This is a genomic window from Arthrobacter sp. HY1533 (assembly GCF_027568515.1).
Lineage (GTDB): Bacteria > Actinomycetota > Actinomycetes > Actinomycetales > Micrococcaceae > Specibacter.
Genome location: NZ_JANKZF010000001.1, coordinates 501,528 through 526,416, shown reverse-complemented (window position 1 = coordinate 526,416; position 24,889 = coordinate 501,528). Strand labels below are relative to the sequence as shown.

Sequence of the window (24,889 nt, the reverse complement as noted above, 5' to 3'; positions counted from 1 at the left end):
GCACCCTCCCGCGCCGCGCCTCACTAGACTTGGAGGGTGAATGTGGAACAAGGGCCGCGGGCCGCGCCGGACCAGCGCGGCTGCACAGTGATGCACGTGGACATGGACGCATTTTTTGTCTCGGTGGAACTGCGCTCCCGCCCCGAACTGGCCGGGAAGATGATCATCGTGGGCCATCCCGCGGGGCGCTCCGTGGTGCTGTCGGCCTCCTATGAGGCGCGGGCCGTGGGCGTGCGCTCGGCCATGCCCATGTCCACGGCACTGCGGATGTGCCCCACCGCCGTCGTCATTGAGCCGCGGCACGGCGTGTACCAGGAAGTCTCCGGGCAGGTCATGGCCGTGTTTCACTCCATCACCGACACTGTTGAGCAGCTCAGTGTTGACGAGGCCTTTCTGGACATCAGCGGATCGTTGCGGAGGCTTGGCACGCCGCTGGAGATAGGGGCGCTCATCCGGGCCCGCATATTGGCCGAGGTGGGGATCACGGCGTCGGTGGGCATTGCGGCCAGCAAGTTCGTGGCCAAGGTGGCCTCCACCCGTTGCAAGCCCAACGGCATGCTCCTGATCGAAAAGGAGCGCACAGTGGAGTACCTGCACACGCTGCCCGTCGAGGCGCTGTGGGGCGTGGGAGCCAAGACCCGGGAGGTGCTGGCACGACTGGGCATCTTCACCGTGTCCGACGTTGCCGCCACGCCGCAGGCCGTGCTGCAAAAGGCGCTCGGCAGCACGGGCGCGTCGCTGTACGCATTGTCGTGGGGGATTGACCCGCGCGCCGTCACGCCCGAACACCAGGAGAAAAGCATCGGCGCGGAGGAGACATTCGCCGTCGACACGCACGACGACGACATCCTCACCCGGGAACTGCTGCGCCTCTCGCACCGGGTTGCCGGTCGGCTGCGGGCCTCGGGCATGGGCGGCCACACGCTGGCCCTGAAGATCAAGTACGCCGACTTCACCACCGTCTCCCGGTCCAAGGGGCTGAGTGCCGGCACGGACAGTGCGGCCCAGATCTACGCCGGCGCCGTGGCCCTGCTGCACTCGCTCGGCAACCGGCCCCAGGCGGTGCGGCTCATTGGCGTGCGCATGGAACGGCTGGAGTCCACGGACCGCGCACCGCTGCAGTTCACGCTGGACCCGCGGGACGGCAATTCCCGCAACGCCGAGCTCGTGGGGGACGCCATTGCCGCCCGGTTTGGCAGTGCCAAAATTGTCCCCGCACGGCTGCTCAAACCGCCCCCTCCCGGGTAGCTGCGGGGCCCGCATTACGGGCCTTTCAACAGGGTTGCGGGTCCGGGTTTCAGTTCGGGGAAATCCCGCCTATTGTTAGTGGTAGGAGTTAACTCAATGATGACTTTGCGACTCATTGGCGCTCGTCGGCCGCCGGGATTAATACCCTCCCGGCCAGGCTCTCGGGGAACCATTGGGCAGGCAAAGGCGTTAATGAGTGCAGACGCCACGGCCCTGACCTGAAGGAGGTCGTCATGCCCCTCTCTGAGCACGAGCAGAGACTGCTGGACCAGCTGGAACAGCAGCTGCATGCGGAAGATCCCAAGTTTGCCAACGCCTTGTCGTCGGCGCCCGCACGCTCCATGTCCACACGCAACATTGTCATCGGCGTGCTGGTCATGATCACTGGCCTGCTGGTACTGCTCGGCGGCGTGGCGCTGCAAGTCATCCCCTTGGGAATCCTCGGATTCCTGGTCATGGGCGGCGGTGTCTACATTGCCATTGCGAAGCCCAAGTTCGGTGCGCAGCCGCAGGACGGCACCGCGCCGGGGGCCAAGGGCCACACGAAGCAAAAGAGCGGCTTCATGAACGGGCTTGAGGAAAAGTGGGAGGAACGGCGCCGGGAACAATAGGCGCAATTCCCCACAGGCATGGCGCGCAGCTTGCGCGCGCCAATAGGCAGCAAGGCAGAAGGGCCCCGATGGGGCCCTTCTTCTGTTTTTGGCATGGTCCATTGCCTCAGGGGCTGGGAAACCTGCCCAGACCCTGAGGCAATGGTCTGCCCGTTGAGCGTTAGTCGATCGACCTGCGCGATATCGCCTTGGGCGGGCGTCCAATGATGAACGCTGTGAGAAGACCGGCGGCAACCACTGCCACAACCAGCCCACCTTGAACGCTCCACAGCGGCACAGTCTCAAGCCATGCCCCGCCTCCAGCCGCACCGCCGGTTCTGCGATTCCATGCGATGAGGAATGCGCCGAGCCCCACGCCGGTGAGCGCACCCAGTGGCACGCCGGCGCCGAGCACCACACCGGCCTGGACCAGTGTGTACCGGCGCAGGAAGCGTGGGGTGGCACCCACAGCGTGCATGGTTGCGGCATCACGCACTGATTGTGTCCGAGCAAGCAGGATGGAGATGGTGGCTGCAGCCACCGCCAACGCTGCCAGAAGGGCCAGCGGAATCAGCATCCCCATGTCTCCCCACGGGTACGGGAAGGTCTCGCGACCCACCATCACCAAGTTGTTGTCGGCCCTGATCAGCGCCGAGGCCTGGGCAAGACCACCCGGCGTTGTTCCTTCCGCAGCCACTACGAACTCTCCCACATACCCAGGATCTTCTATGCCTAGGGATGCCGCAGTCTCAGGGGAGATGGTGAGGTAGGGGGTGAATCCCCGCATGAAGGCGCCGGGCACCACCGCAATGTCCTGGGCATTTTTCGTATCAGGAAAGCGGTTGGTTGAGGTGGCAATCCGCACGGTTCCCTGTTGGGAGAGCATTGCCGCGTTGTTGACGACGGCGCCTCCGGCCTCAAGCACTTTGGCAGCCTCTTCAGCACCGGGGCGCCCTGAGGAACGCAGCGCGTCGGCGTTTATGATGAAAACCTCAGTGCCACCCCACCAAGCAAGGCCGAGACCTGGCCTGAATTCCGTACCATCCCCTACACAGTTCAATGGTGCGCCTATGTTAACCGCCGACGCCGTATCAGGGGCCAATCCGTCCGGGCAGGACCGGTCTTCGGGCATGATCGCTGCCAGGTACAGTGGGCCGTCACTGGGAGTTGTGAAGATGGGATGGTGTGCTGTAACCGGAAACGACTTACCCAGCGTGGCAATGGTGCTGTCAATGACCAGCCGGTCAAAGTTGGCGGAGACCGGAACGTTGGGCCCCACAACAAAGCTGCTGCCGGCAACCATTGAGCCGGACTTGTCATGTTCATTAGCTACCAGTGAACCGATCGTCACAGCCAGGAAGGATGCGGCCATGACGGACACGAGGATTCCCGCTGCGGCAGGCAGGAACCTGGAGCTGTGGTCCACCGCGTCCCGCAGGGCAAGCCGGGGCAGCATCGGCATCCGCCCGGAGAGCCTGCCAGTCAAAGCCACCAGCGATTTCAGGCTGAGCAGCACTCCGGCCACCACCAGCAGCAGCCCCAACACCACGAGCATCACCACTATGCCGCCCCGGCCCGTGCGGCCAGAGTTTTCCGCAGAGATAACGATCTCGGGTAGTGGCAAGGTCAGTGACAACACCGCACAAGCCACCCCGGCGAGCAACAGCAGTGGACCGGTGAAACCGGCCATCCGGCGTCGAACAGGACTTTGGGGGCTTTTCTGCGGCGTGGTGGGGCGGTCCTTGAGCGCATCGACCGGTGCCATGCGCGAGGCGGTGCGGGCAGGGACACAAGTCGCGATAGCACCGAGCACTACGGCGATGGCCACACCCAGCGGCAGAATCCACCAGGGAAATTGGGTGGGCCCGTCCTCAGCGGCCGCGCGGGCAATGATCCCGGCAACTGACCCCAGAACGGCGCCCAGGATGCCACCGGCCATACCGACTACGAGACCCTGGGCCGTGACGATTCTCTTCATGTCGCGCGGCGTTGCTCCCGTGGCCGCTGCCAGGCCCAGCATGCGCCGGGATTGCTCGGTGGAGACTGCGAAGGCAGGGGTGACGAGGAACAAAACCAGCATGGTGCCGACTATTCCTGTCACGGCAAGAGCGGCGATGCGGCCCAGCACCGCCACGGGATTCACGGGGACGGGGTACAGTTCCTCGGCTGACGGGTAGTTTTCCAGCACATGGCGTGAGACGGCGAAGGCCTGAAGTTGGTTGAGCTCTTTGGCTTGTTCCCATGTCACGGGTTCGCTGCCCACGACAAGCCAGTGGCCGTCCACGCCAGCCGGGCTCTGAGTGGCCATGGCGGAGATCCAACCCAGAAGTGCCCAAGCTTGAGATTCCTCGCTGTCCACGACGCCGGAGACCCGGTATCCGCGTTGGGAGTCCTGTACTGCTTCCCCGATCCTGCCATCCGTGCCCATCGTTCCGTTGAAGGGCGCGGCCACAGCGGCGATGACATCCCCTTCTGAGATGCCCAGCTGATTGGCCAGAGCGGAGGTGACCACAATGTCTGAGGTGTCTGTCGGCGCCGTACCGGAAATCAGCGTCGGCAGCAGGAAAGGCAGCGTTTCTGCGGCTGCTTCCTTCAACGTGGCCGTGGTGATGGAGGCAAGATCCACGGACTCAACAACGCCTGCTCCGGCCTTGGCCTCGTCCCCGGCCTTGAGATCAAGACCATTGGTGATCAGCAGTTGAGGTGAGTTCCAGTATTGCTGGAGCCGGTTTCCTGCCGGAAGGACCGCTGCCAATTCCGCCAAAGCTGAGGGAACCTGGCTGGTATCGTCCATCCACGGGCCTGGCGCGCCTTCTGGAATCTGGGCGAAGGGCGGGCCTGTTTGACTGACAGCGGTTGCTGTAACTTCCGCTTGCACACCGTTAGGGATGCCAGCCAAGGCAAGCTCGCGGCTGGGCACTGCGGATTGAGTCAAGACCGTCCCGCCGACCAGTGCCGCAATGGGCAAGGCGACCAGCAAAACAGCCAAGATGGTCCTTGCGCGGTGCCGCACGGCGTCGTATTTGGCAAGGCGCAGCACAGCAAACCACGGATTGATCCATCGAGCGAAGCGGCTGCTTCGGTGGTTCAGAGCAGAGGCTTTCTCCAGCGTGTCCAGCGCGGTCATCGGCTCTCCCGGGCAAGCAGCATGGACGGATCCGAGGGCCCCGACTGATCAATGACCCGGCCGTCGCGCAGGAACAGTGTGCGATCAGTCCAGGCTGCGAAACGGGCCTCATGCGTCACCATCAGCACAGCAGCGCCGTTGTCCGCGCGGTCGCGGAGTACCTGCAAGATGGCTGTTCCCGTGGTGGAATCCAGTGCACCGGTGGGCTCATCAGCCAGCAGCAACCGGCGTGGCCCCACCAGGGCACGGGCAATCGCGACCCGCTGGGCCTGGCCACCAGACATGCTCTCCGGACGCCGGTCAGCCAACTCGGCCACACCGGTTTCGGCAAGCCGGGCAAGTGCTTCTTCCCGCGCCTTCCTCCGGGACCAGCCATCGAGTTCGAGCGGGAAGGCCACGTTCTCGGCTGCTGTCAGTGCCGGCAGCAGGTTGAAATCTTGGAAGACATACCCCACGGAACGTCGCCGGATGACGGCGCATTGGGCAATGCTGAGCGTGGCAAGGTCTGTGCCTTCCACCAAGACCTGGCCTGAGGTTGGGATGTCGAGTCCGCCCGCCAGGTGCAGGAGCGTGGACTTGCCGGAGCCGGATGGCCCCATGATGGCGACGAATTCCCCGGGCTCAATGGCGATGTTGGCGTCGGCTAGTGCCTGAACCTGACGCTCCCCTTCACCATGGAGCCTCGAAGCATGGCGCAGTTCAAGAACAGCGGTGCCGATCTGGCTTTCCCGGATCATCGCTTGCTCCGTGCTGCTGCCTTCATGGCAGGTGTCTTGGTTTCCGTCTGAACCGGTACCGTGGCCTTGGTGCGTACCAGTGTCTCTTCAACGTCGTCGAGCCAGCGCAATTCGGCCTCGGTGGTGAAGATGTGGTTGTCCAGCACCAAACGCACCGCAATGTCCGCCTCATCCACACCGCGGCGAGCCTTCGTGATGTCATGCAGGACCCTCAGAGTTGCCGAGCGCTGGCGTTGCACCAAATCTGCAATATCGACACCTGGCACCGTCACGGCGAGGGCTAGCTTGATCACGAGCTCATCGCGTCCCGGTGTCTCTCGCGGGACGGGGCTGTTCCACCAAGCGTGCACTTCCAAGCGGCCTCTGTCCGTCAGTCGCCAGGGCTCTGGCTCGCCAGCCGGGGCCGCCTCGAGTTCCACGAGGCCGTCGCGCTCGAGTCGCTGCAGCGTTGTGGAGACCTGACCTATGTTCAACGGCCAGGTTTCACCCGTGGAGGCATCGAAGTCTTTCCGCAATTGGTACATGGTGGAGGGCTTCCACGAAAGGAGGGCGAGCAGGGCGTGTTTCACGGACATGGTGTGACTCCTCTAGGCGATCCGGTCTTTTCGAAAACCCAGCAGCAGTTACTGAGTAATGGTTACACCGTAACCATTACTCAGTAACTATCAAATTGTGACGCACATTTGTTTTGTGGTCCCGCGATGGCTCACGGCACATTCCTCCACTTCCCACCACCGCAGGCACCCCCGGTCCCTCCACTTCGCACCACCGCAGGCACCCCCGATTCCTCCACTTCCCACCACCGCGGCCCCCCTTTGGCCAAAAACTGCCCCTTTCCGGCGCCTTGGCCGGTCCGTGCGTGCCATGGTGCCGCCCGGGTTGATTTTTCCCTCCACCACCCACCACCGGGCGCCGGCCCCGGAATGTCGCGGAAGCTGGCCGCAACACACCCCCAACACGCACTGCAATGAAGTTGACGGTGGAGGATTGTGGAGTAATGTGGAGCGCGTAAGAGCAGAATGGGTTGGTTGCTCACAGGTCTCGACCATAAAGGCGGTGGCGGTTGTTTCTCGGAACACACTCCCCGCGCCTTGATGAGAAGGGCCGGATCATCCTTCCTGCCAAGTTCCGGGAGGAACTGGCCAGCGGACTTGTCCTGACCAAGGGGCAGGAAAACTGCATTTATGTCTTCAGTGCAAGGGAATTCGAAAAAGTCCTGGCCCAGATGCAGGATGCACCGCTGTCCAACATGGCGGCCAGGGACTACATTCGAATCTTCCTTTCCGGGGCCTCCGACGAGGTGCCGGACAAGCAGGGCAGGGTGACCATTCCGGCCACCCTGAGGCAGTACGCAGGTCTCACGAAGGAACTGGTGGTCATTGGCGCCGGCAGCCGGGCAGAGATCTGGGATGCCACCGCCTGGCACGACTACCTGGCAGCAAAGGAAACGGCCTTCTCAGCAACCGACGAGACGGCCATTCCGGGAATTGCCTAGGCAAAAACTCGCAACCCAACACAGCAACCGGTGGTCTTGAATGAGATCTCCAGCCGCCCAGCAAGGCTTTTCCTGGCTCACCTTCCCCGGAGCCAGGCACGGCTTGGCTTGGCGCGGAGGGGGATCTGGTTCAAGAAACCCTGCCGCAACGACGCGACAGGCAGAGTCGGGAGCCAGCGCAACACGCACCACAGCTATACCTCTATATACAGCCGCATTTGCATTGCCATTGGGGATTGGATTTCCCCTCCCGGTTTTGACCGAAGAGAAACGGAGTCGTGATGACGTCGGAAACCCCCACGCCACCAACGTCCGAACGCCACACTCCTGTTCTAAAAGACCGCTGCATCAATCTCCTGGCCCCCGCCTTCGACGCGGCCCGTGCCGCGGGGCGCACCCCCGTGGTCATCGACGCGACGCTGGGCATGGGCGGCCACAGTGAAGCCATGCTGCAGCGCTACCCAGACCTGCACCTGATCGGCATCGACCGCGACACCGAGGCACTTGGCCTTGCAGGCGAGCGGCTGGCCCCCTTCAGCAACCGCACGGACCTAGTCCACGCCGTGTATGACGAGATCGCCGACGTCCTGGCAGACCTCGGCATCCCCGGCATCGACGGCATCCTCATGGACCTGGGCGTCTCCTCGCTGCAGCTGGACGAGCGCGAGCGTGGCTTCGCCTACTCCTTCGATGCCCCCCTGGACATGCGCATGGACACCAGCCGCGGCCAGACAGCCGCCGACGTGGTCAACAACTACTCCGAGGAAGAGCTCGTGCGGATCATCCGCAAGTGGGGCGAGGAGAAATTTGCCGGCCGCATCGCCAACCACATTGTGGCGGCCCGCGACAAGGCCCCGCTGACCCACACCGGCGAACTCGTGGACATCATCCGCAACGTGGTTCCGGCCGGCGCTGCCCGGACCGGAGGCCACCCGGCCAAGCGCACCTTCCAGGCGCTGCGCATTGAAGTCAACGAGGAACTGAGCGTCCTGGAGCGGGCCGTTCCGGCCGCCGTCGACGCCCTGGTCCTGCATGGGCGGGCAGTGGTCATGTCGTACCACTCGCTCGAGGACAAGATCGTCAAGGCCGTGTTCGCGGCAGGAGCCAGGTCATCGGCCCCCGCAGGCTTCCCCGTGGAGCTTGAGGAGCACAAGGCAACGCTCAAGCGCCTCACCAAGGGGACCGAAATCCCCACGGCGGAAGAAATCGCAGAGAATTCCAGGGCCGCATCCGCGCGGCTCCGGGCAGTGGAAAAGATCAGGGACAGGAGTGCACTATGAGCCAGCAAGCAGCACGCACCATTCCGGTGACCATCGGCAATACAGCCCGTGCCCTGAATGTGCCGCTTGCCGAGCCGGGCGTCCAGCCGGCGGCTGCGCCCAAGAAGGCACGGACGCCGCTCGCCCTGGTTGTTTCCACCCCGCGGCGCAGCAGCTCCCAGCTGGTGGTGATCCTGTTCATGGTGGTGCTCGCCGCGCTGTCCGTGGTCCTGGTCATGAGCATCTCGGTCTCCAAGGGACAGTACGAACTTGTGGGTCTGAAGAACCAGCAGACGGACCTCTTCAAGGCCAACCAGGCCCTGGAGCAGGAAATTGCCGCCAAGCAGGCCCCGCAGGAGCTCGTGGCCCGCGCCGTGGCACTGGGCATGGTGCCGGCCGGCACCACGGGCCAGATTGACGTCCGCACCCAAAAAGTCAGCGGTGCCCCGCAGCCCGCTGCTGCCGGCACCAAGGGCCTGGTCATCATTCCTCCGGCCCTCGTGGACAAGCCCCAGCCTGCCCCCGCCGCCGAAGCGCCCCAGGCAGTGCAGCAGCCCCTCAGCCCGGCCGCCCAGGCCGAGGCGGACGAGAAGGCCAAGCCTGCCGCCGCACCGGCACCCGCAGCCGAAAAGGCACCGGAACTCCACGGCGGCAGCATCCCGGCCCCGGCCGAGAAGGACAGCTAGGGTTTAAGGCACAAGACTCCACCATGGGGCAGCAGCACCGGCTGTCCCACACGCAATAACGCAAGGAATGGCGCCAGTGGCACAAAATCCCGCCAGGCCAGCACAGGGTGCTGGGCAAGAACTGAACAAGCTTGGCCGGGGCCGGATGCGTATCGGCTTCGCGCTGATGATGGCGTTCCTGCTGGTCATTGGCGGGCGGCTGGTCATGGTCCAAGGCCTGGATGTGGGCAACATGGCCCAGGCGGCCGAAAACCAGCGCACGGTGGTGCAGACACTGCCGGCCCTGCGCGGGAAGATCATCGACTCCAAGGGCAAGGTCCTGGCCGAGAGCATCATCCGCTACAACATCACCGTCTCCCAGGTGAACTTTGCCGAGTACCCCGAGTACGACCACTACGTGGTGGACCCGGAAACCGGAAAGGCAGAGATTGACCCGGCCACCGGCACCTACAAGATCCTCAAGTACACCCAGGACGAGGGCCTGCAACAACTCGCGGACGTCCTGGGGCTGAAGTTCGCCGACGTCAAGAAGGCCGCCACGGGCGACAAGACCTTCAACTACATCACCCAGGACGTCAGCCCCCTCGTGGAGAAGGAAGTTGCCGCCCTCGGCATCCCGGGCATCTACTCCGAGGCCGTGACCAAGCGCGTCTACCCCATGGGCGCCGTGGGCGGGCCCATCGTCGGCTTCGTCGATGCCGAGGGCAAGCCCCTGGCCGGCATTGAGCAGACCATGAATGACCGGCTGACCGGAACTGACGGCAAGCGCACCTACCAGGCCGGCAAGAACGGCATCATCATCCCCACGGCACCCGTGCGCACGGAACCCGCCGTGGACGGCCAGACGGTCCAACTCACCATCGACCAGGACATCCAGTACTACGCCCAGCAGGCAGCGCAGCAGCAGAAGCAGCAGTACAGTGCCGAGTGGGTCAGCATCACCGTCACGCAGGTCAAGACCGGCAAGGTCATCGCCCTCGCGGACAGCGACTCCTACGACCCCAACAACGTGGCCGCCTCGGACCCCAAGAACATTGGTTCGCGCACCGTCAGCTCGGTCGTGGAGCCCGGTTCCACGAGCAAGATCATGACCGCTTCGGCCCTCGTGGAGGAAGGGCTGGCCACCCCCATGAGCCAGTACCTAGTGCCGCCCACCCTGACCATTGACGGGCAGACATTCTCCGACGCCTTTGTGCACGGCACGGAAAAGCGCACCCTGGCCGGCATCATTGCCGACTCCATGAACACAGGCACCGTCATGGCCGGCTCCAAGCTCACCCCGCAGCAGCGCTACGACTACATGCGCAAGTTTGGCGTTGGCGAGAAGACAGGCATCGAGCTGCCCGGCGAAAGCCCGGGCATCCTGGCCGACTGGCGCAACTGGGACGGCCGCCAACAGTACACAGTGCTGTTCGGCCAGGGCGTGGCCCAGACGCCGCTGCAGACCTCACAAATCTTCCAGACCGTGGCCAACAATGGCGTCCGGCTCAAGCCCACTGTCATCGATTCCTTTACGCACGCCGACGGCACCGTGGAGACCCCGGCCAAGGCCCCCGGCGTGAAGGTGCTCAGCCCCGCAACGGCGAAGGACGCCCGGGACATGCTTGAGGGCGTTGTCACCATGACCGACTACAAGGTGGTCGGCATCCCCGGCTACCGCACCGGCGGCAAGACAGGAACGTCCGAGGCCCCTGCCGACAACGGCGTGGGGTTCCAGGGCTACACGGCCTCGTTCATCGGCATGGCCCCCATGGAGGACCCCGAGTATGTGGTGGGCATTACCGTCCAGCGCCCCCAGGGCGACATCTATGGCGTCACCCAGGGGTATACCTTTAATCAGGTGATGGGGCAGGTGCTGCGCAGCTACGACGTTCCGCCGTCAACCACCCCGCCCGTCATGCCGCCGAAGTTTTACAAGTGAGCGCCCCAAGCGGGCAGCAACACGCCAACGACAAGGATTCAAAGCACGTGCCCCTGAACAACCCGCCCGCACCGCTGCGCCCCCGCCACCACGGCGGGACGCCCCTGGCCCGGCTGGCCGGCCTCGCCGGGGCAGCCGTCTCCGTCCCGGCCGGGCACAGCTGGCCGGAACCGGAAGGCACGCAAGCCCTGCAGGTGCGCGGCGTCAGCCTGGACTCACGCTCCATTCTGCCGGGCGACCTCTACATCGCCCTGCCCGGCGCCCGGGTCCACGGCGCCGCGTTTGCCGCCGCCGCCGTGGCCGCCGGTGCCGTGGCCGTCCTGACCGACGACGCCGGTGCCGGCCTTGTCGGCGCAGGCGCGTCCGTGCCGGTGCTCACGGTTGCGGACGCCCGGGCCGTCACCGGCGCGATGGCGGCCGCCGTCTACGGGGGCGCACCCGGCCTGGAGCTGTTCGGCGTCACCGGCACCAATGGCAAGACCACCACCACCTACTTCCTGAACTCGCTGCTGCAGGCCCTGGGCAAGGGTACCGGGCTCATCGGCACCATTGAGATCCTGGCCGGCAGCGAAGCCATCCCCAGCAAGCTCACCACGCCGGAATCCACAGATGTCCACGCCCTGCTGGCCGTCATGGCCGAGCGCGGCCTGGACGCGGCCTCCATGGAGGTTTCCTCCCACGCACTCGCGTTCGGCCGGGTCGACTCGGTGCGCTTTGACGTGGCCGGGTTCACCAACCTGACCCAGGACCACCTGGACCTGCACGGCGGCATGGAGGGGTACTTCCAGACGAAGGCGGCACTGTTCACCCCTGCCCATGCCCACAGCGCCGTTGTCACAGTTGACGACGACTGGGGCCGCCGCATGGCTGCAGCCTCCACCGTCCCGCTCGTGACATTGTCCACGCAGCCCGCCGGGCAGGGTGGCGCGGCCGCGGACTGGCACGTGCACGGCATCGAACGCGACGGCATCGGCTCCCGGTTCATCCTGGCGGGCCCCGGCGGGGCCGCCTTGCGCGCCCACACCGGACTGCCTGGCGGCTTCAACGTCTCCAACGCCGCCCTTGCGCTGCTCATGGTCACAACCGCGCAGCTGCGCGCCCCGGGGGCCAGCCAGGACGCCGTGCTGGCCCGCCTGCAGGAAGCCCTGGACCGCCACGACCCCTTCACCGTGGAGGTTCCCGGCCGCATGCAGCTGGTGGGCACCGCGCCGGTGGCCGTGGTCGACTTTGCACACAACCCCGACGCCCTGGCCCGTGCCCTCGAGGCCGTCCGCCCCGCAACCGCCGGCGCCCGCACCATTGTGGTCTTCGGTGCCACGGGGGAGCGGGACGCCACCAAGCGGCCCATCATGGGCGCCGTGGCCGTCGAGGGCGCCGACGTGGTCATTGTCACGGACGACGACCCGCACGACGAGGACCCCGCCACCATCCGTGCCGGCGTGCTGGCCGGTGCCCTGGAAGCCAACGAACGCCTGGGCCTGGGCCGGGTGGTGCAGGAGTGCGGTTTGCGTGCCGATGCCATTGCCCGCGCCGTGGAACTGGCGGCCCCCGCGGACGTGATCCTGGTCGCCGGGCGCGGCCATGAAGTGTTCCAGGAGGTCAAGGGCGTCAACCTTTCCCTCGACGACAGGGTTGAACTGCGGCAGGCGCTTGCCGCCCGCGGATTCCCGCTGTCCAAGGCATCCACGATAGAGTCCTCATCTAATGATTGAAATTTCTGCGGCCCAGCTTGCTTTACTGACCAACGGCACCCTGAGCGCCGGCACCGACCCCGAACTGCGCATTGATGTGGCCCTGGTTGCCACGGATTCGCGCGAGATCACCGCTGGCGGCACCTATGTGGCCAAGGCCGGCGAAGTGGCCGACGGGCACGACTTCACCGCCGCGGCATTTGCCGCCGGCGCCGTGCTGACCTTGGCCGAGCGGGAGGTGGCGGCGGACGACGCCGGCACACCCTTCCCGGCCGTCGTCGTCGCCGATGCCGTGCTCGCCATGGGTACGCTGGCGGCCGAGGTGGTGCGCCGCATCCGGGCACACTCGCCCCTGTCCGTCATCGGCATCACCGGCTCCGCCGGCAAGACCACCACGAAGGACCTGTTGGCCGGCATCCTGTCGCCGCTTGGCCCCACCGTGGCCCCTGTTGGTTCCTACAACGGCGAGGTCGGCGTGCCGCTGACAGTTTTCCGTGCCGACCTCCAGACCCGCTACCTCATCATTGAGATGGGTGCCACGAAGGTGGGCCAGATCAGCTACCTAGCCGGCATGGTCAACCCTGACCTGGGCGTGGTGCTGTGCGTGGGCAGCGCCCATGCAGGTGAGTTCGGTTCCATTGACAACATTGCCGCCGCCAAGGGCGAACTGGTCCAGGCGCTGTCGCCGGCCGGCCGGGCCATCCTGAACTACGACGACAGCCGTGTCCGCGCCATGTCCGGCCGCTCCGGCGCCCCTGTGACATTCTTCAGCAGCGCCGATGCGGCGGAACTCGCCGACGGCGCGCCCGCGCAGTTTGTCCACGCACGCAATGTGGTGACCAACGCCGACGGCCAGCCCGAGTTCGACCTCGTCTTGCCCGGCGGCACGGACGCCGTGGCGGTGCGCAGCAAGCTCCTGGGCCTGCACCACGTGACCAACCTGCTGGCCGCCGCCTCCGCCGCCCACGCCCTTGGCGCCCCGGCCGCACACATTGCCGCGTCCCTGAACGAACAGCACGCCGTGAGCCGCCACCGGATGGAGCGCACCGACCGCAGCGACGGCGTGACAGTTGTCAACGACGCCTACAACGCCAACCCCGAATCCATGCGCGCAGCGCTGAGGACCCTGGCCGAGCTGGGATCCGGCGGCCGCCGGACCTGGGCCGTGCTGGGGGAGATGCTGGAACTCGGCGAAGGATCGGTTCTCGAGCACGACGCCGTGGGCCGCGTGGCCGTCCGGCTGAACATCTCCCGCCTGATCGTGGTGGGGGCCGGTGCCCGCGCCATGCACGTCGGAGCGGTCATGGAGGGATCCTGGGGGGACGAATCAATGTTCGTGCCCGACGCGGAGGCCGCCCGCGCGGTGTTGGCCGCGGAACTGGCCCCCGGCGACATAGTCTTGTTCAAATCGTCCAACGGCGCCGGACTGCGGTTCCTGGGCGATCAGATAGCATTGCAAACGGGGAACGACCCCCTCGAAACCACTGAAATTGCCTCAGGTGAAAGGACTGCCCAGCCATGATTGCATTGCTCATAGGAGCAGGCTTGGCCCTGGCCTTTGCCATGATCGGCACCCCGTTGTTCATCCGCTTCCTCGTGAAGCAGGGATACGGCCAGATCATCCGCGAGGACGGCCCCACCACGCACCAGATCAAGCGCGGCACCCCCACCATGGGCGGCACCGTGGTGGTCGGCGCCGTGGTGGCCGCCTACTTCATCACGCACCTGATCGTGTGGCTCATCAACCCCAGTTCCGGTGGCCCCACGGCCTCGGGCCTGCTCATGATCTACCTCATGGTGGGCATGGGCCTGGTTGGCTTCCTTGACGACTTCCTGAAGATCACCAAGCAGCACAACACGGGCCTGAACCCCAAGGGCAAGCTCATCGGCCAGGCCGTGGTTGGCATCTCCTTCGGCGTCATGGCCCTGGGCTTCCCCGACAGCACCGGACTCACCCCGGCCAGCACCTTCATCTCCTTCGCCCGCGACATCCCGGCCCTGAACCTGGCATTCGCCGGGGCGGGCCTGGGCGTGGTCTTGTTTGTCATCTGGTCCAACCTGATCATCACGGCAGCCACCAACGGCGTGAACCTCACCGACGGCCTGGACGGGCTCGCCACGGGCGCCGCCATCCTGGTCTTCGGCGCCTACACGCTCATTGGCCTCTGGCAGAGCAGCCAGGCCTGCGGCTCCCGCAAGTTCCCCTCCGCCGGCGTCTGCTACCAGGTCCGCGACCCGCTGGACCTGTCGCTGCTGGCCGTCATCATGTTTGCCGCACTCATTGGCTTCCTGTGGTGGAACACCTCACCGGCCAAGATCTTCATGGGGGACACCGGCTCCCTCGCGATCGGCGGCGCCATTGCCGGCTTCGCCATCCTCTCCCGCACCGAGCTGCTGCTGCCCATCATCGGTGGCCTGTTCGTGCTCATCTCCTGCTCCGTCATCATCCAGGTGGGCTTCTTCAAGCTGTCCAAGGGCAAGCGCGTGTTCCTCATGGCTCCGCTGCAGCACCACTTTGAACTCAAGGGCTGGCGTGAGGTGACGGTTGTGGTGCGGTTCTGGATCCTCGCCGGCCTCATGGTCGCCGTGGGCCTGGGCGCCTTCTACGCTGAATGGATTGTAAGACTGTGAGCCAAGCCGAAAACCGCCTCGACTCCCTCACCAGCTGGGACGCCGACTGGAAGGGCCTGCGTGTTGTGGTCACCGGGATCGGCCGCACCGGCTTCTCCGTGGCCGACACCCTGGCCGAGCTCGGTGCCCAGGTGGTGGTTGTCGCCGCCTCGGACGACGATGAAGCCCGGGCCAACGCCGACACCCTCAAGATCGTGGGGGTCGCCCAGGTGATCCTCGGCCAGGATTCCTCCTCGGTGCTGCCACTGGTCAACGGCGAAGCCGCCGAACTCGTGGTGACCAGCCCGGGCCTGAAGCCAAGCCACCCCCTGCTGGCAGCAGCCGCGGAAGCCGGCATCCCCATCTGGGGCGATGTGGAGCTGGCCTGGCGCGTGCGCACCAGGGAAGGGCGCAAGACGGCCCGCTGGATCACCATCACCGGCACCAACGGCAAGACCACAACCACCACAATGGTCGAGTCAATGCTGCAGGCCGCCGGCCTGCGCGCCATCGCCGCCGGAAACATTGGCACCCCCATCCTGGACGCCGTGCGCGACCCCGAGGGCTGGGACTTCCTGGCCGTCGAGCTCTCCACCTTCCAGCTGCACTTCAGCGAATCCCTGGCCCCCGCCGCCAGCGTCTGCCTGAACCTCGCCGAGGACCACGTGGACTGGCACGGCAGCTTTGAGGCGTACGCCGCCGACAAGGCCAAGATCTACGCCAACACCGAAATTGCCTGCATCTACAACGCAGAGCAGATCGAGACCGAGCGCATGGTTGAAGAAGCGGATGTGCAGGAGGGCTGCCGCGCCGTTGGATTCACCACTGGCATGCCCGCCATCAGCATGGTCGGCGTGGTCGAGGGCCTCCTGGTGGACCGCGCCTTCATTGCCGGCCGCAAGGACTCCGCCGCCGAGCTGGCAAGCCTGAGCGACATTGGCGACCTGGTGCCCCGGCACCTCGTGGCCAACGCCGCCGCGGCAGCCGCACTTGTGCGTGCCTGCGGCCTCACCCCGGCAGATGTCCGCAAAGGCCTGCAGGACTTCAACAACGGCGAGCACCGCATCCAGCCCGTCGCCACCTCCGAGGGCGTGCTTTGGGTCAACGACTCCAAGGCTACCAACCCGCACGCCGCCTCCGCCTCCCTGGCCTCCTTCAAGCCAGTCATTTGGATTGCCGGCGGCCTGTCCAAGGGCGTCGACTACGACGACCTGGTCCGCGAGCATGCGGCCCGGCTCAAGGCAGTGGTGCTCATCGGTGCCGACAGCTCGGCGCTGGCAGGGTCACTGGCCCGGCACGCACCCGGCGTCCAGGTGGTTGCCACCCGGGCCCAGGGTGGCCGGCACACGGACGCAGCTGCACTGCGCGGGGACGCCGTCATGGCCGAGGCCGTCGCGGTGGCGGCATCGCTGGCAGGCGACGGCGACACCGTGCTGATGGCACCGGCGTCGGCCTCCATGGACCAATTCGTCTCCTACGCCCACCGCGGCCAGGCATTCATTGACGCGGTCCGGGAATTGCTTCAATCGCGGGCAAGCGCCAACAAGGAGTCATAGTGGCCAGGACACCCACACAGCCAGGACGCGCCACCGCCAGGAAGGCGCCCGCCAAGTCAAGTGTGGAAGCTGCCACGACGGCGCCCGAAGCGGCCACGCCCGGCCGCCGGCGCGCATTCCAGAAGCAGCGCGACTGGTTTTACGCCAGGGTGGGGCGCCCCACGGCCTCCTACTACTGGATCATCGGCACGGCCGTGGCACTGACCCTGATCGGGCGCATGACGGTGCTTTCGGCCTCCACGGCGGAGACCATTTCCGAGGGACAGGATCCCTACGGGCTGTTCCTGAAGGAATCAGTCTTCGCCGGGATCGGGCTTGTCCTGATGTTTGTGCTCTCCTGCTTCTCCCCGGCGTTCTGGAAGAAGATTGCACCGTTCCTCTACGGCCTCGCCGTGCTGCTGCTTGCGCTGACCCTCACGTCCCTCGGCGTGGATGTGCAGGGCAACAAGAACTGGCTGGCCCTGGGCGGCGTCCAGTTCCAGCCCTCGGAGACCGCCAAGCTGGCCCTCGCCGTGTGGATGGGCGCCGTGCTGGCCGCCAAGGGCAGGCTGGTGCGCAAACTCGTGCACGTGGTTGTCCCCGTCGGCATCGGTGCGGCGCTCATCCTGGCACTCATCCTTCTCGGACACGACCTTGGCACCGCCATCATTGTGGGCATCATGGTCCTGGCGGGCCTGGTTTTTGCCAGCGTCCCCAAGCGCTTCCTGGCCATGGCCCTGGGCGCCGGCGTGCTTGTCGCCTACATTTTTTCGGCCATGAGCGACAACCGAACCAGCCGCATCACCAGCTGGCTGGGCGACTGCAGCGTCCCCGGCTCCTGCGACCAGTACCTCAACGGCATGTACGCGCTGGCCTCCGGCGGCTGGTTTGGCGTGGGCCTGGGGCAGAGCCGGCAGAAATGGAACTGGATTCCCGAGGCGCACAACGACTTTATCTTCGCCATCATCGGCGAGGAGTTTGGCCTGATGGGCACCGTGGTGATTCTGGGGCTCTACGCCATTTTGGCCTACGCGATCTTCCGCATCATCAACTCGCGCAACGACCCCTTTTCCCGCATCGTGTGCGGCATGATCCTGACCTGGATCATCGGCCAGGCAGTGGTGAACATTGCCGTGGTGGTGGGCCTCCTGCCGGTCATTGGCGTGCCGCTGCCCCTCATTTCCTACGGTGGAACCTCGTTGATCATGGTGCTTGCCGCCTTGGGGGTTGTCCTTTCCTTTTCCCGCACTGAGCCAGAGAAAGCCCTGAAGACTTCATGACGCAGAACCAAAACAAGCCCCTCTCGGTGGTCCTTGCCGGCGGCGGCTCGGCCGGGCACGTGAGCCCCCTGCTGGCCATAGCCGCGGCCGTCCTGGACCGCGTCCCGGAAGCCGCCATCACCGCCATTGGCACCAAGGACGGGCTGGAAACCACGCTGGTCCCCGCCGCGGGCCACAAGCTGGTGCTGATCGACCGCATCCCGCTGCCCCGGCGCCCATCTGCGGACCTGCTCAAGCTGCCCTCCCGCATGCGCCGCGCAGTGGCCGATGCCAAGGGCATCTTGCTCGACGCCAAGGCCGACGCCCTGGTGGGCGTGGGCGGCTACGTCTGCACCCCCATGTACCTGGCCGCAAAGTCACTCGGCGTGCCCATTGTCATCCACGAAGCCAACACCAAGGCCGGCCTGGCCAACAAGGTCGGTGCCCGCTACTCGCACCACGTGGGCACGGCCTTTGCCGCCACGAAAATCCGCAACGCCCGCCTGGTCGGCATGCCCATGCGCCGTGCCGTTGCCACCCTGGACCGCGCTGCCGCACGCGCCGGTGCACGGGAACGGCTCGGGCTGGAGGCGGAGCGCCCCACCCTGATCGTCACAGGCGGCTCACTCGGCGCACTGCGCCTGAACAAGGCCGTGGCCGGGGCCGTTGCAGCGCTGGCCGCCGCCGGCATCCAGACCCTGCACATCACCGGCAAGGGCAAAACCGTCGAAGGCCCCGGCGGGCAGCCACTGGCCGGGCCCCTGTACCGGCAGGTGGAGTATGTGGACGCCATGGAGGACGTCTACGCCGCCGCCGACCTGCTGTTGTGCCGCTCGGGCGCCGGAACGGTGTCGGAGGTGGCCGCAGTGGGACTTCCCGCCGTGTTTGTGCCGCTGCCGGTCGGCAATGGCGAGCAAGCCCGCAATGCCGCCGAGCTCGTTGCCGCCGACGCCGCACTGCTCGTGCCTGACGCCTCGCTCGACTCCGCCTGGATAGAGCAAAACCTGGTGCCGCTGTGCCAGGACGCACCCCGCCTGGCCCGGATGGGCGCAGCGGCCGCAGACCACGGCATCCGTGACGCCGCCGAGAGCATGGCCGAGATGGTTTTGGAAGCAGGAAGCAAGTGAACGCCATGGACACCCAGCGCCCCGAACCGTACCTGCCACCCACCCTGGCCGAACTGGGGCACGTGCACTTCATCGGCATGGGCGGCGCCGGGATGTCGGCCATTGCCCGCATCATGCTGGGGCAGGGGGTTCCCGTGAGCGGCTCGGACGCCAGGGACTCCGCCGAGCTGGCCCAGCTGGGCGCACTCGGCGCCACGGTGCACATCGGCCAACAGGCCGCCAATGTGGCCGGCGCCAACACAGTGGTTGTCTCCACCGCAATCCGCGAAAGCAACCCCGAGCTTGCCGCCGCCCGCGCGGCGGGCCTGCGCGTGCTGCACCGCTCCCAGGCACTGGCCGCGGCCATGTCCACGGACACCGTGGTTGCCGTGGCCGGAACGCACGGCAAGACCACCACCACCTCCATGGTCACGGTGATGCTCAAGGCGGCCGGCGTGGATGCCTCCTTCGCCGTGGGCGGCACCGTCCAGGGCCTGGGCGTCAATGCCGGCCACGGATCGGCCGGCGTCTTCGTGGCCGAGGCCGACGAATCTGACGCCTCCTTCCTGAACTACCGGCCCGGGGTGGCCGTGGTGACCAACCTCGAGGCCGACCACCTGGACCACTACGGCACAGCAGAGGCCGTGTTCGCCGCCTTTGAAAAGTTTGCCGCGCTGCTGCCGGCGGACGGCACGCTCGTGGCCTGCGCCGACGACGCCGGATCGGCCGCCCTGGCAGCCCAGGCCGCCGCGGCAGGCACCCGGTGCCTGCTGTACGGTTTTGCGGAAGGGGCCGACATCCGGCTCCTGCCCGGCACCAACGACGGGCTGCACACCACCGCAGGCCTTGTGCTGCGGGCCGGCCTGGTCCCGGGGGAGGTGGACGTGCAGCGTGAACTGAAGCTGGCGGTCCCCGGCAACCACAACCTCAGCAATGCCGCCGCCGCCATCGGAGTTGCCGTGGCGCTGGGCGTGGACGTCGACGCCGCCCTGGCCGGCCTTGGCACCTTCAGCGGCGCCGCCCGCCGCTTCGAGGCCAAGGGGGAGGGCAGGGGCGTTGCCGTCTACGACGACTACGCGCACCACCCCACAGAAGTCACCGCAGCGCTAAAGGCTGCGCGCACCGTGGCCGGGACTCACAAGGTCCACGTCTTGTTCCAGCCGCACCTGTTTTCCCGCACGGCCGAGTTTGCCGACGAATTTGCCCAGGCCCTGGACCTCGCGGACACCGTCGCCGTGCTGGACATCTACCCGGCCCGCGAAGACCCGGTCCCCGGCGTCACGAGCGAACTCATCACCAGGGCCCTGAACAAGCCGTTCGGCTACGCCCCGGACAGCGCCGCCGCCGTGCAGCGCCTGGCCGCCCTCGCCCAGCGGGGCGACATCGTGCTCACCGTCGGTGCAGGGGACGTCACCGACTTCGGGCCGGCACTTGTCGCCGCGCTGCAGACAGGCGCCCCCGCGACAGGCGGCACCCATGGCTGAGCCGCGCCGGCCGCGCGTCATCAGGACACGGCCGGGCACGGCCGCGCCCGCCGGGACAAAGGCGGAGCCCGACGCCGTGGAACCCGGGGCAGTGCCGGCCGGGGAGCCGGCGGGCGCCGTGCTTGCCACCAGCTCAAAGGTGTCAGTGGTCCCCGTCGGCGACCCCGGCCCGGCCGTGCCCAAGGCCAAGGAAGCCAAGGCGCCCAAGGAAGCCAAGTCCAAGGAGCCCAAGGAGTCCAAGGCGCCGCGCTGGAAGTTGCCGGCCGGCAAGAAGGCAGGCGTTCCGGAATCCGGGGCGGCAAAAAACAGTCCCGATGTCGGCGCCCAGGTGCTGGCCTTCCCCATGCCCGAATTCAAGCGCCGCAGGCGCACCGTGCTGCTGGCGGCGGCCGGCGTGGCCGCCGTGCTGGCGATTGTCATGGCGGTGGCTCTCTTTTCCCCGGCCCTGGCCGTCAAGACGGTGGTGTTTGAGGGCAACAAGCTCGTGGCACCTGAGACCCTGAACAAGGCGCTGGCCCCCGTCATGGGCAAGCCGCTGCCGCAGGTGACAGGCGCGCAGGTCAGCTCGCTGCTGGAACCTGTCATCCAGGTCAAGGGTGCGCGCATCGAGGCGCGGCCGCCGTCGACCCTTGTGGTCCACCTTGTGGAGCGCGTCCCGGTGGCCCTGCTCAAGAACGGCGGGGAATACCTGCTGGTGGACCCTGACGGGGTTCAACTGGGATCCACGGCGGATCCGGCCTCTGTTGCGCTGCCGCTGATCGACGGTGGCAAGGCTGCCATTGGGCAGGACACCTTCGTGGCCATGACAGCCGTGTTGGCCAACCTGCCGCAGGCCATCCTGGCGCAGCTGGCGAATGCCACGGCCAAGTCTCCCGACGCCGTCGAACTCAAGCTGGAAGACGGCCGGAGCGTCATCTGGGGCAATGCCAGCGACATGGAGCTCAAGGCCCAGGTGCTCCAGGCCCTGCTCAATGCGCCGCCGCCCACGCCCGAGCCCGGCAAGCCGGTACCGGTCCCCGCACAGGTGTTCGACGTCAGTGCGCCGCGGCACCCCGTCACTCGGTGATACGGTGGCACACTGGGGAAAACAGCGATATTTATTACGGGATTGCCGCGACACGCGGCAGCGGTAATTGCATGCGGCACCGATGCACCATAGCGTCACTGACAAGAGTTGGTTGACATAACTATAACCTTCAAGTTGAAGGTTAAGCTACAAAGTTTCAAGCACCACTTCAGGGTTGTTCCAGGATCGACGCCGGCACCATGAAGCGGGGCGGTCATTTTGGCAGCACAGCTGGAAAAAGTTTTTGATCTTGGAAGCAACACACGAGCAAGGGACACGTAACGTGGCAGCACCCCAGAATTACTTGGCAGTCATCAAAGTCGTCGGCATCGGCGGCGGCGGCGTAAATGCAGTGAACCGCATGATTGACGTGGGTCTGCGCGGCGTCGAATTCATCGCCATCAACACAGACGCCCAGGCGCTGTTGATGAGCGACGCCGACGTCAAGCTCGACGTGGGCCGCGAATTGACGCGCGGGCTCGGCGCCGGCGCCAACCCCGACGTGGGACGCCAGGCTGCCGAGGACCACGCAGAGGAGATCGAGGAGGTCCTGCGCGGGGCCGACATGGTCTTCGTTACCGCCGGCGAGGGTGGCGGCACCGGCACCGGCGGCGCGCCCGTCGTGGCCCGCATTGCCCGCACCCTGGGCGCCCTGACCATTGGCGTGGTCACCCGCCCCTTCACCTTCGAGGGCCGCCGCCGCGCCACAAGCGCCGACACCGGCATCGAGGCGTTGCGCGACGAGGTTGACACGCTCATCGTCATCCCCAACGACCGCCTGCTCTCCATCAGCGACCGCAACGTCTCTGTCATGGATGCCTTCCGCTCCGCCGACCAGGTGCTGCTGTCCGGCGTCCAGGGCATCACGGACCTCATCACCACCCCCGGCCTGATCAACCTGGACTTTGCCGACGTCAAGTCGGTCATGCAGGGTGCCGGCTCGGCACTCATGGGCATCGGTTCGGCCCGCGGCGAGGACCGTGCCGTGAAGGCTGCCGAGCTGGCCATTGCCTCACCGCTGCTGGAAGCCTCGATCGACGGCGCCCACGGCGTCCTCCTGTCCGTTCAGGGTGGTTCCGACCTGGGCCTGTTCGAGATCAACGAGGCTGCCCGCCTGGTCCAGGAAGTGGCCCACCCCGAGGCCAACATCATCTTCGGTGCCGTCATTGACGACGCCCTGGGCGACGAGGTCCGCGTCACGGTCATTGCAGCAGGCTTCGACGCCCCCGAGTCCGAGCAGTCCGCGCCTGAACCGGCAGCAGCCGCCTCCGTGCCCCCGGCACCGGCAGCCGTCCCCGCAGGGGCATCCGTCACCAACCTGAACCAGTGGGGCCAGAACTCCGGCTCCCAGGTTCCGGCGGACGGCGGCTTCGACGTTGAGCTTCCGGCCATCGTGGAGCCCGACCTCACCGGCCACCGTGCCGATGACCTGGACGTCCCCGACTTCCTGAAGTAAGCACCAACACCCGCCGCCGGCAACAGCCGGCGGCACCATGAATGGTCAGGTTTTTTGCATGTGGTCCACCGAACAGCTCCGCCCCGGAATCTGGGCGGGCTTCACCGACGCCGCAGCAGGCAACCTGGCCTTTCACGTTGGTGACGACCCCGCAGCCGTCACGGGCCGCCGGGCCGGCGTTGACGCGGAAATTTCCCGACATGCCGGCGACGGCGTGCGGCTCGCCTACATGGAGCAGGTCCACGGCAACGCTGTGGCCGAGCTGACTGACGGCGGCTTCACGGTTGACGGCGTGCCAACGGCCGGCCCCCACCCGGTGGCAGATGCCATGGTCGCCGTGGGGGAGACGCGCACCTCGGCCGGCCTGGCCGTCATGGTGGCCGACTGCGTGCCCGTGGTCCTGGCCGGGGAAACCGCCTCCGGCGAGCCCGTCCTGGCCGTGGCCCACGCCGGGCGCCCCGGGGTTGAGAAGGGTGTCATTGCCGCCGTTGTCGCCCGCATGCAGGCGGCCGGGGCCGGGAACATCTCGGCCGTGCTGGGACCGAGCGTGTGCGGTCGCTGCTACGAGGTGCCCGAGCCCATGCGTGCCGCCGTGGCCGCACGCGTCCCTGAGTCCTTCGCCACAACGTCCTGGGGCACGCCCGCCCTGGACCTGCCGGCCGCCGTGCTGGCCCAGCTGCGGGCCGCCGGGGCCACGGCAATCCCGTCAGGGATCTGCACACTGGAGGACCCGCGCTTCTTCTCGCACCGCCGCTCCATGCGCGACGCCGAGGCGGAGGGCCGCTTCATTGGTTTCGTTGCCGCCTCCCGCACCAGCACCAACCCACGGAAAGCACCCACTCCATGACCCTGCTTGAGGATCCCCGCACCGCCCAGCTCGCGCACCGCCTGGCCGCCGTCCAGCGCCGGATCGGCGCCGCCGCTGCCGGGCGCCCCGGCCCGGCGCCCACCCTCATTGTGGTCAGCAAGTTCCACCCCGCCGCCGACGTCCTGCGGCTGCGCAGCCTGGGCGTTGCCGACGTCGGCGAGAACCGGGACCAGGAGGCGGCCGCCAAGGCTGCAGAGGTCGCGGACCAGGCCCTGCGCTGGCACTTCATCGGCCAGCTGCAGAGCAACAAGGCCAAGTCCGTGGCTGCCTACGCCCACTCCGTCCACTCGATCGACCGTGCCTCCCTGGCCACGGCCCTGGGCCGTGCCATGGAAGCCCGGCAGCAGGAAACCGGCCGTGCGGATCTGTTGTGCTACATCCAGGTGGACCTGAGCAGCGCCGTCCCCGGCGACGCCCCGGCTGCGGCCCCAGGCGGCAGGGGAGGGGTCGCGCCGTCGGGCATTGCCAGGCTTGCGGACCTCGTTGCCGGCACGGCAGGGCTCGAACTGGCCGGGCTCATGGCCGTGGCACCCCTGGGCGCCGCGCCCGAACCTGCCTTCGAGATGCTCGCGGCCCAATCGGCCGCCCTGGCGCTCACACACCCCGGCGCACGGGCAATTTCGGCCGGCATGAGCCACGATTTGGAGGCGGCAATCGCCGCCGGGGCGACACACCTGCGTGTCGGTTCCGATATACTCGGCCCGCGTCCTGGCGTGCTGTAGCGTTTTGAGTGTTGGAAACAACGCAATTG

The 24,889-nt window shown here is 66.8% G+C and carries 20 protein-coding genes; 17 read left to right on the top strand and 3 right to left on the bottom strand.

Annotated features, from left to right (window positions below; all coding sequences use genetic code 11):
• Positions 1–90 precede the first annotated feature (90 nt).
• On the top strand, positions 91–1,248 hold the full coding sequence (gene dinB / locus PCK14_RS02430; RefSeq protein ID WP_269936982.1) for a DNA polymerase IV: 1,158 nt from the start codon (positions 91–93) through the stop codon (positions 1,246–1,248).
• Positions 1,249–1,481: 233 nt separating this feature from the next.
• On the top strand, positions 1,482–1,859 hold the full coding sequence (locus tag PCK14_RS02425; RefSeq protein ID WP_269936856.1) for a DUF3040 domain-containing protein: 378 nt from the start codon (positions 1,482–1,484) through the stop codon (positions 1,857–1,859).
• Positions 1,860–2,019: 160 nt separating this feature from the next.
• Here PCK14_RS02425 and PCK14_RS02420 read toward each other — a convergent pair whose 3' ends face one another.
• From PCK14_RS02420 to PCK14_RS02410, 3 genes are read right to left on the bottom strand one after another with little or no spacing between them, the layout of a single operon-like run.
• Positions 2,020–4,965, bottom strand: coding sequence for an ABC transporter permease (locus tag PCK14_RS02420; protein ID WP_269936855.1), 2,946 nt, complete (start codon positions 4,963–4,965; stop codon positions 2,020–2,022).
• Positions 4,962–5,702 (bottom strand): ABC transporter ATP-binding protein, encoded by a 741-nt coding sequence (locus tag PCK14_RS02415; protein WP_269936854.1) that lies wholly within the window; start codon positions 5,700–5,702, stop codon positions 4,962–4,964. Before PCK14_RS02415 ends, PCK14_RS02420 begins: the two co-directional genes overlap by 4 nt.
• Positions 5,699–6,277 (bottom strand): PadR family transcriptional regulator, encoded by a 579-nt coding sequence (locus tag PCK14_RS02410; RefSeq protein WP_269936853.1) that lies wholly within the window; start codon positions 6,275–6,277, stop codon positions 5,699–5,701. The genes PCK14_RS02415 and PCK14_RS02410 overlap by 4 nt, the downstream gene beginning before the upstream one ends.
• Before the next feature lie 488 nt (positions 6,278–6,765).
• On the opposite strand from PCK14_RS02410, the gene mraZ reads away from it, so the two are divergent.
• From mraZ to PCK14_RS02335, 15 genes are all read left to right on the top strand, one after another.
• Positions 6,766–7,197, top strand: coding sequence for a division/cell wall cluster transcriptional repressor MraZ (gene mraZ, locus PCK14_RS02405; protein WP_269936852.1), 432 nt, complete (start codon positions 6,766–6,768; stop codon positions 7,195–7,197).
• A 281-nt stretch (positions 7,198–7,478) separates the two neighbouring features.
• A complete protein-coding gene (gene rsmH / locus PCK14_RS02400) occupies positions 7,479–8,477 on the top strand; it encodes a 16S rRNA (cytosine(1402)-N(4))-methyltransferase RsmH (protein WP_269936851.1) in 999 nt (332 codons plus the stop codon).
• Positions 8,474–9,142 carry a hypothetical protein gene (locus PCK14_RS02395; RefSeq protein WP_269936850.1) on the top strand — a complete coding sequence of 223 codons (669 nt, stop codon included), beginning with the start codon at positions 8,474–8,476 and terminating at the stop codon, positions 9,140–9,142. Before rsmH ends, PCK14_RS02395 begins: the two co-directional genes overlap by 4 nt.
• Before the next feature lie 67 nt (positions 9,143–9,209).
• Positions 9,210–11,063, top strand: a complete 1,854-nt coding sequence (locus tag PCK14_RS02390) for a peptidoglycan D,D-transpeptidase FtsI family protein (RefSeq protein WP_269936849.1) — start codon at positions 9,210–9,212, stop codon at positions 11,061–11,063.
• A 53-nt stretch (positions 11,064–11,116) separates the two neighbouring features.
• Positions 11,117–12,775 carry a UDP-N-acetylmuramoyl-L-alanyl-D-glutamate--2,6-diaminopimelate ligase gene (locus PCK14_RS02385; protein WP_442864653.1) on the top strand — a complete coding sequence of 553 codons (1,659 nt, stop codon included), beginning with the start codon at positions 11,117–11,119 and terminating at the stop codon, positions 12,773–12,775.
• Complete coding sequence (locus PCK14_RS02380; RefSeq protein WP_269936847.1) at positions 12,768–14,276, top strand: UDP-N-acetylmuramoyl-tripeptide--D-alanyl-D-alanine ligase; 1,509 nt, start codon at positions 12,768–12,770, stop codon at positions 14,274–14,276. The genes PCK14_RS02385 and PCK14_RS02380 overlap by 8 nt, the downstream gene beginning before the upstream one ends.
• Positions 14,273–15,385, top strand: a complete 1,113-nt coding sequence (gene mraY / locus PCK14_RS02375; protein WP_269936846.1) for a phospho-N-acetylmuramoyl-pentapeptide-transferase — start codon at positions 14,273–14,275, stop codon at positions 15,383–15,385. Before PCK14_RS02380 ends, mraY begins: the two co-directional genes overlap by 4 nt.
• Positions 15,367–16,920 (top strand): UDP-N-acetylmuramoyl-L-alanine--D-glutamate ligase, encoded by a 1,554-nt coding sequence (gene murD, locus PCK14_RS02370; RefSeq protein WP_269936845.1) that lies wholly within the window; start codon positions 15,367–15,369, stop codon positions 16,918–16,920. Before mraY ends, murD begins: the two co-directional genes overlap by 19 nt.
• The gene (gene ftsW, locus PCK14_RS02365; RefSeq protein ID WP_269936844.1) at positions 16,920–18,179 is read left to right on the top strand and encodes a putative lipid II flippase FtsW; all 1,260 of its coding nucleotides are present in this window, start codon (positions 16,920–16,922) and stop codon (positions 18,177–18,179) included. The genes murD and ftsW overlap by 1 nt, the downstream gene beginning before the upstream one ends.
• Complete coding sequence (gene murG, locus PCK14_RS02360; protein ID WP_269936843.1) at positions 18,176–19,285, top strand: undecaprenyldiphospho-muramoylpentapeptide beta-N-acetylglucosaminyltransferase; 1,110 nt, start codon at positions 18,176–18,178, stop codon at positions 19,283–19,285. Before ftsW ends, murG begins: the two co-directional genes overlap by 4 nt.
• Positions 19,286–19,290: 5 nt before the next feature.
• Positions 19,291–20,748 carry a UDP-N-acetylmuramate--L-alanine ligase gene (gene murC / locus PCK14_RS02355; protein ID WP_269936981.1) on the top strand — a complete coding sequence of 486 codons (1,458 nt, stop codon included), beginning with the start codon at positions 19,291–19,293 and terminating at the stop codon, positions 20,746–20,748.
• Positions 20,741–21,814, top strand: a complete 1,074-nt coding sequence (locus PCK14_RS02350; RefSeq protein ID WP_269936842.1) for a cell division protein FtsQ/DivIB — start codon at positions 20,741–20,743, stop codon at positions 21,812–21,814. Before murC ends, PCK14_RS02350 begins: the two co-directional genes overlap by 8 nt.
• A 283-nt stretch (positions 21,815–22,097) precedes the next feature.
• Entirely contained in the window at positions 22,098–23,270 is a 1,173-nt protein-coding gene (ftsZ, locus tag PCK14_RS02345; protein ID WP_269936841.1) for a cell division protein FtsZ, read from the top strand.
• Positions 23,271–23,328: 58 nt separating this feature from the next.
• Positions 23,329–24,117: a polyphenol oxidase family protein gene (locus tag PCK14_RS02340; protein WP_269936840.1), complete on the top strand. Its 789-nt coding sequence runs from the start codon at positions 23,329–23,331 to the stop codon at positions 24,115–24,117.
• Entirely contained in the window at positions 24,114–24,860 is a 747-nt protein-coding gene (locus PCK14_RS02335; RefSeq protein WP_269936839.1) for a YggS family pyridoxal phosphate-dependent enzyme, read from the top strand. Before PCK14_RS02340 ends, PCK14_RS02335 begins: the two co-directional genes overlap by 4 nt.
• The last annotated feature ends 29 nt before the right edge of the window (positions 24,861–24,889 follow it).